Below are 16,797 nucleotides of genomic sequence, written 5' to 3'. Positions count from 1 at the left end.
CCCCTGTTTCTTATTCTCTTATTTCTTCTATAATCTGCTCTTTTAACACAGCCTGCCCGGATATGAGCACCGCCGCAACACAGATCCCTATATTCACCGCCGCCATAAGCAGTATCGGGATTGCCGGCAGTGATGCCTTCGGATGCAGATAGAGATAAACATGTATGATAAAGTAATATAAAAATTTCTGCAGAACCAGATATGCCGCAGCCATGACCAAACTGGAATAAATGCCGTACCTCAGTCCTTCTTTCATGAGCATCTTCCGAAAGCCGGCATCTGTGATTCCCATCGCCCGCATGATTCCAAACTCGTGTTTTCTCGCTGTCACAAGGTACTGCATGCTGTTCATAATATGCAGAAGGCTGATGACCAGCAGAATCAGCGCGACGCCATAGAAAAACAGCATCTTCCTCGCCAGAAACAGGTTCTGCGTCTCAATTTGCTGTGTATAATCCTTTACGATACATTTCCGTATCCCGGATGTTACCTTCTGGATTTTGGCCGACACATGTTCCGCATCTGCGCCTTCCTCCAGACGGATACTCATGGTCTGGTACCCCTCCACGCCAAAATTCTCTTTCATCTGCTCATTCGTCATGATGATGTCAACACGGTTTGTGCCGTCATCTCCGATATAGGTATCCACCTTTGCAAGCGGCCTGCTCGCGAGCGCGGATATCTTAAAATTCTTTTCCCGGTACTGGTTTTCTTCCGCCAGAAACTTCAGGACTTCCTGTGAAACTTCCGTATTTACCGGGGTCTTTAACTGTATTGAGTCTCCCGATGAGAGGCTGATCCCTTCATAGGTTCCCTGTCCGCCCATGAGTGTTTTCAGAATGACGGTATTCTCCTTACGCATTTTTTCAGGATCGATGGACCCTTCCAGTAGATACTCGTTCATTTCCTCAAGCATCCCGTCATCATATCCATAGATGTTGACTTTTAGCTTATAATCGTCTTCACCTGTCTGGACGGCTATGCCATTGTATTTCTCCATCAGAACCGGATCGGGGTCAAAACCTTCCTCCCCGGCGATTTCCGGATAATAACTCGTCCATTTCAGCATACCGTCCGGCAGAGAGATCTCGCCGGGCATATAGCGCACCGCATAGGCGGATTTGATGCCTTTTATATCACGCAGGCGGGCGGCTGTATCTTCCGGCATGATATCCGATAAGACATCGGAATCTTCCAATACCTGCATATCCGATCCAAGGCCGTCGTCCGCCTTAAATTTCAGTTCATTGTTAATCCTCGTGTTCTCTGTCACATAAGCCGTCCCGAGGAAAATGAGGCTCCCGGCCGACAGTGAAATCAGGACACCTGCAAATGCCCCTTTTCTTGCAAACATAAACTTTCTGGTCAGTACTCCCGTCAGGCTCTGGGTCTTTGTACTGTAAATTTTCCGGTTCTTCCTTTTTCCACTGTCTTTTGCGAGTAGCTCCCGGGCCGTCATCTTACGCATTTTCCTGACTAAAATCCATGCCAGAAAAAGAAGCACCAGAAACAGGAATGCAGCTCCCCCCGCTGCCACGCTGCGTGAAAAATGGAATGCTCCCGGGTCCGGCATATTCATCATCTGGGCTGCCTGCTCCTTAGCGGCGCCTGAGTGTACTATAAAATCCTCCGGCTGTACAAAGATTTTTCCTGCCTTCTGATATAAAAGTGCAGCCACACCGTTTCCCAGAAGACACCCCGCCGGATATCCTGCAAGGAAAATCATGCCCAGCTCTGCTGCAAGGATACCAAAAGTTGCCCCTTCTCCGAGGCCCGTTACCTGCATGATACTGTACTGCGACATTCTTTTAATGACGGATACCTGAAATAAACTATAAATAATGAAGATCCCAAACAGTCCAAGTGCTGCGAGGACTGCTTTTTCCGTCAGGTTCCAATACATATTCAGCACCGCCCATATATACGGGAACCCGGTTCCTTCCATAGAAATGCCCGACTTGACAGTCTCCCACAACGCTGCTTTTGCTTCCCCGCCTGCATATCTTGCAACCTTATCATTCATATATATACTCGTTTTATCGGTCTGGAACGTATTTGCGAAATTCACCATCTGACGGTAAACCCTTCTAGATTCATCAAACTTCAGATATAAAAATTTCCCGTTAGTCCCGTAATCCAGTCCTTCATTAACAAAAACCTGCATACCTTCCGATTCAGGCATATCCGATATGATTCCGCTTAAAATGAATTCCTCCCCGTCCAGTTCGAACCTTGCCCCCGGTTCAGCCTCAATCTGCAGATTTTTCAGTGTGTAGGTATCTGCGGCTGCTTCGTTATTCTCCCGCGGATAATGTCCTGCCTCTAACTGGCGCCCCATGAGGGTCATGTAACCGGCGTCTGCATAGCATAATTTTATCTCGAAAGGTTCTTCTATGATCTTGCGGACGGTCAGGACCCCTGCCTTCTCCACTTCATAGCCTTTCCCTTTTGTATGCTCCTGAAAGTCTGAATACCACGGATAATCACAGCGGAGAGAATAATGCCAGTCTCCGTATTTCTCCCTCGCATTTTCCTGAGAGGCAGTCCTGCCGCTGTCAAGCAGGGACCCGATCCCGGTCAGCAGCGACGCCGAAAGTACAATTCCCAGAAACAATGCAAGCGTCTGTTTCTTATAGTATTTTAAATAGGCAAATGCCAGGCGGATGCTGTTTTTCATTTTCCCTCACCGCCTCTTGTATAAAATTCCAGTTCCCCGTCATAGAGTTTCCCGTCTTCGATCCGGATCGTCCTGTCACAGGTCTGGGCAATCGCTTCATTATGTGTCACCATTAGAATCGTCTGATTATACTTTTTACTGCTGGCTTTTAACAATCCCATGACCTCGATTGTTGTATGTGAGTCAAGATTCCCAGTCGGCTCATCCGCCAAAATCAGAGCCGGTTTGTTGGCAAGCGCACGTGCAAGGGCCACTCTCTGCTGCTGGCCGCCGGACAGCTCATTTGGATAGTTCTTCCTCTTTTCCCAGAGTCCCAGTTCTGTCAACAGGTCCCTGATGTATTCGTGGTCCACATATTTCCCCTTGTCAAATGTTACCGGGAGCGCTACATTGTCATACACATTCAGCACCGGCATCAGGCTGTAGTTCTGGAATACAAAACCAATGTTCCTGCGCCTGAAAATCGTCAGTTCCTTCCGGTTCAGTTTTGCCACATCATGGCCGCGGACCACAACCTTTCCCTTCGTCGGCACATCCAGTCCGCCGATCAGGTTCAAAAGCGTACTCTTTCCGCTCCCGCTCGCCCCCACAATCGCCGAAAACTCGCCTAACTCCACGTCAAAACTTACATCACGCAGTGCATGGACCTTGTTTTCGCCGGAGCCGTATATCTTTTCCACATTCTGTACTTCTAATACTTTCATTATTCACACACGCCCTTTCTTTTTCACATGCTCCTTTACATATTTATCTTAACAAGGTCCTCTTACAGTGATCCTACAAATAAAAAAGAAAATCTTACAAAACTGTCAGAATCTATACCTCTCGGTCCTAATTCCGGCAGTTCTGTAAGAAAACAGAAAAACAGCTTCCTTCCCCTTTCACGGAAGCCACATTCATATACCCTTTTTCCTTTTCTAATATCAGTTTGCCCAAATACAGCCCGATTCCTGATCCTTCCACATTTTCCACGTCCGGGCTCCTGTAAAACCGTTTGAAAATCGAGTTCAGTTCCCCCTTATCGATTCCCCGTCCCGTGTCCCGGATCCAGATTTCTGTATACATCTCCATCCTTCTCATACCGATTGTAATCTTTCCGTACTCCGGCGTATATTTTACCGCATTCTCCAGAATATTCGCAAATACCTCCGTCGTCCATTTGGGATTGTGATACAAGAGACAGTCAGGGAAATACTCGGTCCCAATCTCAATCTGTTTCTTCTGGGCCTTTTCATACACCAGATTCACGGCATCAAGCAGCGTCTTTCTAATCAGGCCGGGGCCAGCCTCGAAGACTATCGCATTTTCTTCCAGTTTTACCATCTTAAACAGAGAATTCAATATCCAGTTCACTTTCTCAGACTGCACATGCATTTTGTCCAGAAAATGTTTCCGCTCTTCCTCCGAAAGACTTCTCCCGCCTTTTCCGTCCGCACTCAGGATCTCCTCATACATCATGATATTCGCAAGCGGGGTCTTCAGTTGGTGGGACATGTTAGAGATCAGGCTCTTAACCTGCTCCTTTTCCCCGGCTGCCTGACCGATCTCTGCGCGCAGCTTTTCCTGTATCCGCTCTGCCTTTCCTGACAGGACCGCAGTCTCCCCCTCTTTCAGTCCGGAAGGCGTAACAGCCTTATCATCGAGCAGCTCATCCATCATCTTACATGCCATCCGGTATATCCGGTTCTTTTCCCTGTAAAAAAACAGTGCCGCGGCAGCGCATATGACAGCCGCCATCACCGCACAGACCACGATGACCGGACCTGTGTTTTCCGCCCACATCCATTCCATTTCGTCTCTCCTATGATTCCTTCCAGACATATCCCAGCCCATGCACCGTCTTAATGCATGCCGGTTCTGCCGGATTCTCTTCTACCTTCTGCCGCAGCCTCCGTACATTTACCGAGACAATATTCTCATCCACGAATCTTCCCTCACTGTCCCAGATGCGCTCCAGAATCTGCTCCTTGGAGAGTACCTGGTTCTGATTCTCCATGAAAAACAAAAGAAGCTTATACTCCACCTTCGTCAGGGAAATCTCTTCTTCGCCTTTATAAACCCGGCATTCCTTCGGGTCCAGACGGATTCCGTGCGAGAGCAGGCACTGCCCTTCATCGTTCCTGCCAAGGAGCCGTTTCAGTCTGGCCTTGAGCACTGCAATGGAAAAAGGCTTTGTCATATAATCGTCCGCGCCAAGCTCCAGCGCCTTCACTTCATCCAGCTCCGTGTCCCTTGCCGTCAGCATCAGGATACAGATATTGCTGGTCTTCCTGATCTCCCTGCAGAATTGGAACCCGCTGCCGTCCGGCAGGTTGCAGTCCAAAATCATACCGTCAAAACAGTTCCCAGACATCACATGAACCGCTTCCTGAATACTTCCTGCTGTATATGTATCATATCCGTCCGTTCGCAGAGAAAAAGCCAGCCCCTCCTGCAAATCCGTGTCGTCTTCAATAATCAGAATCTTCTTCATCTCTTACCTCGATATCGTCATTATCATTGCTATACAGAATTATAATATGTCCGGACAGGAAACGTCAATGGCTCCCGGGCCTGTCATCTCATTGACAGGCTGGGAGCCAAAGTTTTTTTATGTCGTTTATAACTGCTGTTCTTCCCTTATTTCTCAGACCCCTGTCTTTGTCATGAGTTCTTTATAGCTCTTCCGTTTTTCAACGGCCTCCATCATTTCCCCCATCTCCGAAACGTCCCCGATCAGGATGACTCCACAGAGCCGGTTATTCAGGAAATAGTACTTTTTATACTGTTTTCTTCCCATATCTTTTAATTCTACCGTCTTATATATGAGATTCGTATTCTTTCCGGTATCTCCGACTGCATAAAGGGCCGTGTTCATTCCGTGGAAGGTCAGCGCTGCCGGAACCGGCGTGTACTCCTTATCGTCCCCTGTGGCATTTGCTCCGGCCGTCCTGCCCTGGTCTGCTGCCTCCGGCCAGATTGCATAATTGATCTGGTTATACTGTGCGCAGTCCCCGCATGCATAGATATCAGGGATACTGGTTTCCATCCTGCTGTTCACGACCACGCCTTTATCCGTCCTGAGCCCCATCTTTTCCGCAAGTCCGATGTTTGCACGTACCCCGCTCGAAATGATGACCAGTTCGGCCGGGATGACTTCCCCGTCTTTTAGTTTTACCCCTGTCACTTTCTCTGTTCCCTGTATGCTCTCTACCTGCACACCGACCCTGATTCCAATGCCGCATCCCTCAATGATGGACTGCAGAAGTGCCCCCGCAGGATAATCAAGCTGGCGTCCCATCAGCATAGGCGCAATTTCCACTACCGTCACTTGGCACTTTGCCTTCTTCATCTCCCATGCTGCTTCCAGTCCCAGAACTCCGCCTCCGATTACGACCACATTCTTCACTTCCGGCAGGAGCGCGGCAATCTTTCTTGTATCCTCCAGCCTGCGTATCGCAACGACAGACTTTTTCTCACTTCCCGGTATCGGCGGTATAAAACATTCTGCCCCCAGTGCATAGACCAGCTTCGTATATTTCAGCCTGCTGCCATCGTCCAGTGCAGCCTCCTTTTCTTCCGTATCAACCGATACCACCCGCCTTCCGAGGATCTGCACGATCTTTTGTTCCTCATACCAGCTTTCATTCTGTATCGCGATCTGGTCTTCATCTAATTCCGCCATGATAGACTTTGTCAGCATCGGCCTGTTGTAGGAACGGTAAGGTTCATCGGAAACGATGACGATCGATCCCGTCGCATCCCGCTCCCTGATCGCTTGTGCGGCATAAAATCCGGCGGCACCGTTTCCCAGAATCAGGTAAAAATCACTGGTGTCATGATGCCATGTGACTTCTTCTGCCTCAACCGGGACAAAGTTCTCCGGTCCGACTCCGCAGACCGGGCAGATTTCCAGGGATGAATCGAAGATTTCACCGCAGACCAGACACTTCACCAGCGTACTTCTGCCCGACTTTTTCTTCGTGTTCGGTTTCTCCAGAAGGACACAGCCAAAATTATAACCATAGTCAAAAGCATCCTGATGGTCCGCCTGATTCGGCTTGAACCGTACCCGGAATCCTTCCACGACCTGCATGCGAAGCTGTTTTAAACGCCCCTCGATATGCGGCACTCCTTCCCCGCTCCAGCCATAGCTTCCGAATGCTCCGGCCAGTTTGCCGCCATGTGTCACAGGAGTCATCGCAAGAGTCAGGTCCCATATCGGTTTCAGCGCCTCCCCTACGATCGTCGGGGTCCCGAACAGGATTCCGTCTGCAAATCCCAGCTCCGCGATTACTTTATCCGTGTCAGAGGTTACCATATCATAAAGCTTAACATCAATATCACCGCATTCCTGAATCCCTTCCGCAATATCCTGTGCCATCTGTTCGGTATATCCATAGGCACTGACATATGGAATCACCACCGTCTTGCGCTGGTTCGGGTTGATAACCGTGCACCATTCTTCATACCACCTGTACATCTGGTCAATCTTGTCATCCAGAACAGGCCCATGCCCGGTACAGATCATGGTGACATCCATCTGCTTTACCCGCTCCAGGGCCCGCTGCATATACGATTTAAACGGTCCGATAATACAGTCGAAATAGTATTTTGCCGCCTTTTTATAATCCTCCTGATTTCTGACCTTGCTGACAAGGACGTCACTGAAGGCGTAGTGCGATCCAAAAGAATCACAGGTAACCAGTATCTGTTCCTCTTCGATATAGGTGTACATCGTATCCGGCCAGTGCAGATTTGGAACTGCCATAAAATACAGCGTTTTGTCTCCAATTGTCATGCGCTGAGCGTCCTTAATCACGATTCCGGTAAAATCCCGGTTCACGATCTCCTTCAGAAACGTATTTGCCGTTCCCGTGGAAATAATCTTCAGGTGCGGACAAAGATCCAACAGACGTTCCACACTTCCCGCATGATCCGGCTCCGTGTGGCTGACCACCAGATAATCAATCTCACTGACCGTCGTGAGTTCCTCCAGTTTTTCAAGGTAATCATCCCAGAACTTTACCTTTGCCGTTTCAAATAAAATGGTCTTGTCTCCGGCTTTCATTACATACGAGTTGTATGTAGTTCCGAATTCCGTATACATAATAATATCAAACACCCGCAGATCACTATCTATAACTCCTGTCCAGTAAAAACCTTTCCTTAGCTCCAGACTCTTCATATGCTCCTCCGTTTCATAATAATTTTCCGTTTCGGTTAGCATTCCACAAAATGGATATTTTAAACATGGAACGTTCATCAGGATTGCTGTGTCTTATATATATGTTACATTTTTTCGATTTGTGTAATTCCCCAGGCGATTCTCTGCGCAACATTTGTGAAGTGGCCTCCGGGCACAGTTTCGTATGTTACCCGGCAGCTTTTTCCCCAGTAAACAGCCAGCTCTTCTGTAATCGTTTTTACCTGCGACATTCTCTGGTCTTTAGTTTTATGCTCCTTACTCCCCAGTGACAGGTAGACTGCCAGGTTTTCAGGTACAGGGGAATGTGTCAGGGCATACTCTTTCCAATTGTCAAACCAGAGCGAACCAGACATACAGGCTATGCGGTTGAAAACCGAGGTGTTGTACATTGCGTACACTGCAAAAAGGCCAGCCATTGAATATCCCGCCAGCCCTCTCACTTTTGGCTCAAAAGGAAGCTTTTCTTCTGCCCCCGGCAGCAGCGTTTCAAGGAAATATTTAAGATAGTCCGGTGCCCCGCCGCCGAAATCTTCCCCCTGCCGAAAAGCTTTTGAAGCAGGCCACGGGGAAAACTGGCGGTTCCAGTCATTACCGGTTACCGCAAGCAGAGTACTGATCCCGGAAAGCCTTTCCCATATTTCTTCCGCCTCCCCCGGAAAGGTGTGAAGCCAGATGACAGATGAGTCAGGAACAGAATCTCCACAAAAAATTTCTATCGTGTAATCGTCTATTTTGACAGAGTCCTTATACACGGATAACATATCCCTCTTTTCTCGGCTTTGCCTTTCCCTGTTCTGCTGCATAGCCTAAAATGCAGTGCCCGACGCCGATATATTTTTCAGGGTCGAGTCCCCACGTTTTCATAAGCTCTTTGCCCTCATTCCCTGCAAACACCTCTCTCGCACGGTGAATCCAGCAAGAACCTATCCCAAGAGAAGCCGCCGCATTCATCAGGTTCCCCATCACCAAAGAACCGTCTTCGACACAAGTTCCCCGCTCCTTGTCCGCCAGCACCACAATAACCGTAGGAGCCCCGTAAAACGGATCACTGTCAGTCCCCATCACCGCTGCATTCAGTGCAGACAACTTCCCGATCATCCCCGGATCCTGCACAACCACCATAACAGGAGACTGCATCCCCATCCCCGTCGGAGCATACGTCCCCGCCCGCAGAATCTCCTCCAAAACATCTTCCGGCACCTGCTCACACCTATAACTCCGAATACTCCTGCGCGTCTCCAACGTGTTCAAAGTCTCATTCATCAAAAACCACTCCTTCACCATATATTTCTTCCATTTTAACACGTAAAAAAAATATGGTAAATAATAATTGCTGCCTCCGTCACGAGCCCTCCTTAGCTGGCATACTTTTCTTACCTGATGCGCCAGCGAAATGAAGGGATAGCCTCCGGCCTGACAAGGACACGCATGCCGTTCTGAATCGCTAAAGCAGCCTCTAGAAATTCTTAGAAGGAGACAGCCGGAAAGGCGGGGAGCTTTTATGATTCCGAATCATAAAAGCGGATGGCCCAGCGCGGGAAATCATCAGCTTTCCCGTGATGTGCCATCTGTGCCCCATTTTCCCGGCTGGATGCTTCTTAGAATTTCTCAGGTCTGCGTCCGCAATTCAAAACGGCATACGTGCCCTTGCCAGACCGGCGGCCATCCCTTCATTTCGCGTCCCCAGTCTAAAACTTACCAGCTAAACTCGAACCCTCTCATGCGCTACGTGTTTGTCGCTTATTTCTTTATTGTTAAACGGCGTGATTCTGAATGACAGTTTGAATGGTTCAAATTTTGCACGGTATCTGTCAAGCTGCCACTCACCGCAGGCATATGTCCCGAGTGCATTTTGTTTGTAATCGATGTTGAATACAACATAATCCCGTTTTTTCAGATCGCATGTGTGTTTTGCATCGTCCAGATCTTTTTCCTCAAAGCGTGATGCACTGAAGTTAAAGCTATCTTCGGTTGACGCTACAAGGCCCATGCCTCTGTCGTTTGTCAAAGATACCCATTTGCAGTCCATGTGGTTTCCGTTTGCCTGTGGAACAACATAGTTGGTAAATAATCCGTCCACTGTATTTTCGTATACTCCCATCATGGCGGCTTCTCTGGAATCTGCATAATTCTCCCCCGGTCCCATTCCGAAGTACCGTACCTGATCCATTGACTGGTCCAGATGCATCGTCACCCCGATCCGCGGGAACATATCCGGCGCCAGATCTGTCCTTCCGGACGGCGTTCCTTCTACCTGAATCAGAACATCCCCTGTCGGGCATACCACATAGGAATACCTTGTCTTGAAATGCCATGCGCTGTTTGTGGTACTGTTGATCGTATCAACCTGTACTCTGAGGAAGTTATTTTCTTCCTGATATTGCACCTCTGTTACCACTTCGTGTTCCAAATGAAGGAAATGTACCTTCTTCATCTGGTCGATAATTTCCATATCGTTGCTGATCGGTGCCCTCCAGAGTGTCAGGCGCGGGCCTTTGCTCATCACTTCCATGCCGTCTCTGACAATGCTGGTGATATTACCGCGTACCAGATCGAAGTCTACATGGAAATTTGCGCCTTCCGCATGAAGGACTGTGTGTTCTTTTGTCACCCTCAGCATTCCCTCAGGAACTATTTCGATTCCTTCTTTATAAACCGGAAGCTTGAACTGTGCCGTTGCAAGCTCATGTCCGACCGGTGCATACGCTGTATGCTCCTTTAACTGGTAGGACAGATTCAGGTAGTATTCTGCCCCCGGCTTTGCCTTTACTGATGCAAAGTCATACGGAATCTTCACTTCTTTCTCTGACCTTGCCGGAATAGAAGGCAGTTCCATGCTTCCGCTCTGAATCATTACATCATCTTCCATTATGCTGTATACAAGACGGAACTGATCCAGATCCGCAAAATCATAACGGCTTATCAGGTGGATGATTCCCTGTTCCAGATTTACCGCTGATGTTGTTACCGGTTCTACAACTTTCTTATATTCATAGAGGCCCGGTGAAGGGGTGCGGTCAGGCATCAGCATTCCATCGATGCAGAAATCTTTGTTGCTCGGGTCATCGCCAAAGTCTCCCCCGTAACGGTAGTATTTTTCACCGTCTTCGGTGTATGACTCGATACCGTGGTCAAACCATTCCCAGATAAATCCGCCCTGAAGTTTGTCATGTGCGTAGAACAAATCCTGATACTCCTTCAGGTTGCCCGGCCCATTTCCCATTGCATGGCAGTATTCACAGAGAATGTGCGGTTTCTCGGATTTTTCTATGATATCCTTCATGAGGAATGGTTTATCCGGGTTTTCCAGCCAGGTATACATCGTCGAATATACATCTGCGGATTCCACATCAAAGTCACCCTCATAATGAACCAGTCTGGAAGAATCCATCTCGTGTGCCACTTCGGTCATCCTGCGGAAGTTGCAGCCGAAAGCAGATTCATTTCCCAGAGACCACATGATGATAGACGGGTGGTTTTTGTCACGCTCAATCATGCGTGTCATTCTGGATACATATGCCGTCTCCCATGTCGGATCGTCCGTGATCCATTTGTAGTCTCCGGTCAGTTCGAAGCCGTGGCACTCCAGATCTGTCTCATCAATCAGGTACATTCCGTATTCATCGCAAAGGTCGTACAGATAATAGGAATCCGGGTAGTGGCACGTACGGATTGCATTGACATTGAACTGTTTCATGAGGATAATATCTTTTTCGATCTCCTCTTTTGCCACAACACGCCCGTTTCTCGGATTATAGTCATGGCGGTTCATTCCCTTGAATATGATGGCAACGCCGTTCACGAGGAAGGTATCGCCATTCATGCGGATATTTCTGAATCCGACATTCTGCGGAATCACCTCAATTACCTGTCCGTCTTTTTCCACGGTCATAAGCAGCTTATAGAGATAAGGAATCTCTGCACTCCAATGTTCTGCGTTTTCTACAACAGCCTCCATGCAGACTTTTTCGCCGTGATTGCCAGCCGTCTCTGTCAGGACTGTATTCCCCTGTGCATCCATAAGTTCAAATGTTACCTGTACGTTTTCTTCTGTCCGCAGTGCCGCCTCAACACGCAGAAGCCCATTTGTATATGTTTCATCCAGATCCGCTGTTACTTTAAAATCACGGATTCCGTCCTTCGGAACGCCGAGCAGTTCCACATCACGGAAGATGCCGCTCTCCCACCACATATCCTGATCCTCAAGGTAGGTCCCGTCAGACCACTGGTACACACGAACTGTCACATCGTTCTCCTGGCCAACCTTTACCATATCAGTAATGTCAAACTCTGATTCATTTCTGGCGGCCTTGCTGTAGCCTGCTTCCTGCCCGTTGACCCAGAGGTGGTATGCGGAATCCACTCCGCAGAATCTTAAGATGATCTGTTTTCCCCTGAAGCTCTCCTCTATAAAGAATGTACGCTTATAGATGCCTGTCGGGTTCTCTGTCGGTACAAACGGAGGGTTGATCGGGAAATTATACCACAAGTCGGAGTAGTGCATTTTCCCATATCCCTGCAGCTGCCAGTTTCCCGGAACTGTGATGTCATCCATAGTGGATGTGTCATATTGGCTTGCAAAAAATCCCTCCGGACTGTATTCCGGTGCATCCAGAAACATGAATTTCCATACCCCGTTCAGATTTTTGAATGCATGTGTGTATTTGTTGTCATTAAGAAGTGCCTTTTCCCTCGTTGGAAATGTTAAAAAATGTGCTCTTGCTGGCATCCTGTTGATGCCATCTATTTGATGGTTTTCCCAGATTTTCATTTTGAATCCTCCAATATATTATTTGATCGTTTTCTGTTTTTTCTCATAACGGTTCCAGCAGATCCATGCAACACCTACGAATATAACCAGACCTACAATATTGTAAGCAAGTGTTCCGATCGGGTTTGCCGTTCCAGCCGGAAGTGTCCCGTCAATCGCCTGTTTCATGAGTGTCGGCTCCGGTACTGTTGACATGAAGAATACAAACAGGAATACAACCATCAGGAAAATACCTGCCACGATACCGAATGTTCTGCTGCCGAATTTGAAGTCCCGCTGCATCTTATCTTTCTTCCAGCGCAGTCCAATATATGCCGCAATCAGGAATAAGACAGGAAGCAGTGAAGTCGCCGCGGTCATGTTGATCAGCATCTCCAGAAAACTGTCCATATTACCGATTCCGAGTGCCGGAATCACTAACAGGATTGTTACAACGATTCCCTGTACAAATAATGCGTTTGTCGGGTTACCTTCCTCGTTCGTCTTAACAAGCCATTTCCCGAATACACCTTCCGGTATCTCGGAGAAAAATACTTTTACAGGGGCTGCCGTCCACAGTGCCAGTGAACCAAGGCTTCCAAGAAACAGAATCAGTCCTACCAGCCTGACAATCACACCGTTTGGAATTCCGAACTTGCCTGCCAGTATCTTGAAGATATCGAAGATACCGTTTGAGAAGTTGCCGGAGAGCACTTCTGATGGTACGACAAGACCTACCGCTACTGCACCCAGCACATACATCACACCAACTACAATTGTGGAGAGCACCATGATCTTAACAAATGTCTTATTACCGCCCTTTACGTCCTTAATATAGACGCCGATACTCTCTCCACCTCCGACTGCCTGTAATACCCAGGCCATTGTCATGAAGAAGGTCCAGTTAAACTTCGGTGTAATGGATTCCATTGTAAATTCCTGTGCCGGAGCCTCACCGAATCCGAATACGACGATAAACGCCAGAATAACAAATACCACACCCATTAATAAACGTGCACTTCCTGCAAATCCTGTAACTTTTGAAATCCAGCTGACTCCCTTTACACATACATAGGTTGCAAGCCAGAAGAGTACAACAGAGATGATTGCGATGATTCTTGTTCCGTTGTCACCCGTAAATACGTTTCTTCCGACAAAAGCATAAGACCCATAGATCAGTGTCTGCGGAAGAAGGGAGCAGAAGAAGAATAAGTTTACGAAGAAATATGTCCAGGCACCAAGGAATGCCCATTTTGGACCTAAAACACATTCCAGCCAGCTGTGCACTCCTGATTCTTTTCCTGAGTTTGCAGATGCAAATTCCGCGATCATCAGTATGAACGGAAGGAAATAAAATACAGAACCGAATATATACGCCGGGATTGTTGCAAGACCTATCTGGATGCTGTTATTGATGATACTAGGGAATGCAAAAACAGCAGAGAAGGTCATCATCATCAGGGCAGCTGCCCCCAGTCTTTCTCTTGAATTTGATTTTTCCATGAGAGTTTCTCCTTATCGTTTTCCTTTTTTTAGCATTTGCGCATCTGCTTTATGATTATTATTGTAGCACCCTGATATTCTGAATTCTATCAGATATGTTGAAGTGTTTTATACTTATGTTGACAGTTTTATATCTTTTATTTTAAAATCCCTTTTTCGTATATGGTAACATCCCCCCACATTTCAGCGTGTTTCCTGCTGTGATTTGATACAAAAATAACAATCCAGCCATTTTACGGCACCCACAGGATTTTATACGATTATCATCTATGTTGAATAGTTATACATATGTTGACTCGCTCTTTTTTCCTGCTTGAACAATCCCCTTACCGGAAGTATACTTTAGTAAATAGAACAATCTGCGTTCTTCAGCTGCAGACCGTAAATACAGGAGGGCATTTCATGGGAAAAATATTTAAAGACGATGCCAGCGTACTGGTTAACGACGATCCGATCGGCAACGAATTCCACCTTTGCGAATGCGGCTATGAGGAATGCCGTCCGACTAAACCTTATGAATTCATCCCGATCGACTACTGGGTCATACATTACTGCATCTCAGGCGAAGGATTCTTTCAGATATTAGACAAACAAAACCATATTCACCCGGGAGATATCTTTATGATCCCTCCACATACAAGAAATAAATATTACCCTGATGCCAAAAATCCGTGGAGCTACCGCTGGATCGGCCTGCGCGGCACAAATGTGAAAAAGGTGCTTGCAAGATGCGGCCTGTCACCGGAACACTATGTCATCCATCATAAAGTGGATCCGCAGCTGGAATCTCTATTTGAAAAAGTCTATGATCACTTCCAGAAGGACCATGAGCTAATGGCACTCGGAAGCGCATACTACCTGTTGGATTACCTCAGCAATAATGTACGCAATGCCCGGCTAGACCATCTTTCACCCGGAGAATTGTATTTTCATTCGGTACTGAATTACATACATAAAAACTATTTTAATAATATCACAGTCTCTGATATCGCTGCTGCCGCTAATATCGACCGGACCTATGTCTTTAAGCTCTTCCAGAAGTATATGGATATGAGTCCCAGCCAGTATCTGCAGCACTACCGGCTCGACAAGGCATGTGTCCTGCTTCGGAAAAGCTCCTTAAGCATAACAGATATCGGGTATGCAGTGGGGTTTCAGCATTCCCCTTATTTTACCAAGCTGTTTACCCAGTACATGGGGGTGACCCCTTCGGAATACAGGAAAGAATTCATGCAGTTCGGCGGTGACGATAACTTCAGCAGCCCTTGAAAAAAGCAGCCATCCGGTTTCCTCGTAAGAAAACCAGATGGCTGTTGTAATCAAGATCTATTTATTTTAAGCTGCCTGATAAGCGATTCTACTTCGTAACTTTGGCGTTCGGATAAATCCGCTCCATCCTCTCATCGGGAAAATGCTCATCAAAGAACTGCCCCACTGTCGTCTGCTGTATCTTCCCTGTCTGCCGCTCTGAATACCTGCCTAATGCAAGTCCGGACATTAGTATATTGATGATCATGAATACAATCATGAGATTGCAGAGAATCTTTCCTGCCCGCATCGGGAGCTTTTCTATCCATCCGCTTAAAACCGGATAAACGGCTTTCATCCAGATCACTGCCGCAATTCCCCAGAAGAAACAGTAAAGGAGGTTAATCCTGCCCCCAAGGTTAAATGCAAAGTCGCTGTAGTCCCAGAACACTGTCCCGAAGACCAGTTCCGTGAAGACGCTGCATATGTATTCATAAGCCCCGCCGAGCACTGTCCCGAATATGAAAATATAACGGTCGCTCTTATCCCTGTATTTATAGAGAATAGCCGTGAGAAGCCCGCAGGCCAGCCCCCATACAATGCTGAAAGGCCCATAGACAACACTGCTCCTGCTCATCAGTTCCCCCGATGTGGCAAGGCAGAAAATTGTTTCTACAATATCTCCCAGAAATGCACCGATAAAGAACAGCGAAACGAGTTTGTAGAAGCTGCAGCCTTCGGCGAATCTCTCCGGTTTTACCTTTTCCTTCTCTTCGGCAGCCGCCGGTTCAATCTCCGGAAATGCCTTCAGCATACGGTTCTGTATCCGCAGTGTAAGCGCATTTTCCAACAGCTTCGATGTCTTATGCAGTTCAGCCGTGATCTGGCTGATCCGTTTATTTTTCTTTAACCCCAGAATCGCAATGGACGACCCGGCCGTATCGATTCCCAGCAGGACAGCCGCAGCCCAGACAAGGATCATCCCGGCTAATTCCGGGATCAGTGAAATCAGGCTGTACAGCAAAGGGTTCAGGAATTTGATAGACACTACTGCACAGAGTCCCCATATAACAGAGGTTTTCAGACAGACATATCCCTCTATATGGAACCTTTCATTTGAATAGTCCCACCATTTTTTATGGAAAATCTTCTCCATGAGCCGCCCGGTCATGTATTCTATGAATGAGGCCAGAATCAGCCCGCCTAAGAACAGAAAGAAGATGTGGTGCTCAAGCTCCGGCAGAAATACCGCAAATGCCACGGCTCCCGCCCCGTAGATCGGACAGAGCGGTCCGTTTACGAATCCCCGGTTAATAAACTTATGTCTTGTTACTGCTGCTACGGCTACCTCACCGCACCACCCGATGAAGGAATAAATGAGGTAGATCCAGAGCAGCTCATATCCTGTATATATCATATTCTCTCCTGTCT

General features: G+C 47.6%; 11 protein-coding genes. 1 reads left to right on the top strand and 10 read right to left on the bottom strand.

The window, feature by feature from the left end; translation table 11 throughout:
* Window positions 1–10: 10 nt before the first annotated feature.
* From ABIN22_RS05665 to ABIN22_RS05625, 9 genes are all read right to left on the bottom strand, one after another.
* Window positions 11–2,677 (bottom strand): ABC transporter permease, encoded by a 2,667-nt coding sequence (locus tag ABIN22_RS05665; protein WP_346907232.1) that lies wholly within the window; start codon window positions 2,675–2,677, stop codon window positions 11–13.
* Window positions 2,674–3,381 (bottom strand): ABC transporter ATP-binding protein, encoded by a 708-nt coding sequence (locus tag ABIN22_RS05660; protein WP_346907230.1) that lies wholly within the window; start codon window positions 3,379–3,381, stop codon window positions 2,674–2,676. Before ABIN22_RS05660 ends, ABIN22_RS05665 begins: the two co-directional genes overlap by 4 nt.
* A gap of 127 nt (window positions 3,382–3,508) precedes the next feature.
* Window positions 3,509–4,468, bottom strand: coding sequence for a sensor histidine kinase (locus tag ABIN22_RS05655; RefSeq protein ID WP_346907228.1), 960 nt, complete (start codon window positions 4,466–4,468; stop codon window positions 3,509–3,511).
* A 10-nt stretch (window positions 4,469–4,478) separates the two neighbouring features.
* Window positions 4,479–5,150 (bottom strand): response regulator transcription factor, encoded by a 672-nt coding sequence (locus ABIN22_RS05650; RefSeq protein ID WP_109730113.1) that lies wholly within the window; start codon window positions 5,148–5,150, stop codon window positions 4,479–4,481.
* 153 nt (window positions 5,151–5,303) lie between these two features.
* Window positions 5,304–7,844, bottom strand: a complete 2,541-nt coding sequence (locus ABIN22_RS05645; protein ID WP_346907226.1) for an FAD-dependent oxidoreductase — start codon at window positions 7,842–7,844, stop codon at window positions 5,304–5,306.
* A 104-nt stretch (window positions 7,845–7,948) separates the two neighbouring features.
* A complete protein-coding gene (locus ABIN22_RS05640) occupies window positions 7,949–8,626 on the bottom strand; it encodes an alpha/beta hydrolase (RefSeq protein WP_346907224.1) in 678 nt (225 codons plus the stop codon).
* Complete coding sequence (locus tag ABIN22_RS05635; RefSeq protein WP_346907222.1) at window positions 8,610–9,128, bottom strand: nitroreductase family protein; 519 nt, start codon at window positions 9,126–9,128, stop codon at window positions 8,610–8,612. Before ABIN22_RS05635 ends, ABIN22_RS05640 begins: the two co-directional genes overlap by 17 nt.
* A 439-nt stretch (window positions 9,129–9,567) precedes the next feature.
* Window positions 9,568–12,636, bottom strand: a complete 3,069-nt coding sequence (ebgA, locus tag ABIN22_RS05630; protein WP_346907220.1) for a beta-galactosidase subunit alpha — start codon at window positions 12,634–12,636, stop codon at window positions 9,568–9,570.
* Window positions 12,637–12,654: 18 nt separating this feature from the next.
* Entirely contained in the window at window positions 12,655–14,118 is a 1,464-nt protein-coding gene (locus tag ABIN22_RS05625) for an amino acid permease (RefSeq protein ID WP_109730109.1), read from the bottom strand.
* Window positions 14,119–14,520: 402 nt separating this feature from the next.
* Between ABIN22_RS05625 and ABIN22_RS05620 the strand changes: the two genes are divergently transcribed.
* The gene (locus ABIN22_RS05620) at window positions 14,521–15,387 is read left to right on the top strand and encodes an AraC family transcriptional regulator (protein ID WP_109730108.1); all 867 of its coding nucleotides are present in this window, start codon (window positions 14,521–14,523) and stop codon (window positions 15,385–15,387) included.
* A gap of 88 nt (window positions 15,388–15,475) precedes the next feature.
* Here the strand turns inward: ABIN22_RS05620 and ABIN22_RS05615 are convergent, their stop codons facing one another.
* The gene (locus ABIN22_RS05615; protein WP_346907218.1) at window positions 15,476–16,783 is read right to left on the bottom strand and encodes a putative ABC transporter permease; all 1,308 of its coding nucleotides are present in this window, start codon (window positions 16,781–16,783) and stop codon (window positions 15,476–15,478) included.
* Between the last annotated feature and the right edge of the window lie 14 nt (window positions 16,784–16,797).

The sequence above is a fragment of the Faecalicatena orotica genome (assembly GCF_905197545.1).
GTDB classification, from domain to species: domain Bacteria; phylum Bacillota; class Clostridia; order Lachnospirales; family Lachnospiraceae; genus Faecalicatena_A; species Faecalicatena_A orotica.
This window is presented reverse-complemented; position numbering and strand designations above follow the sequence as displayed.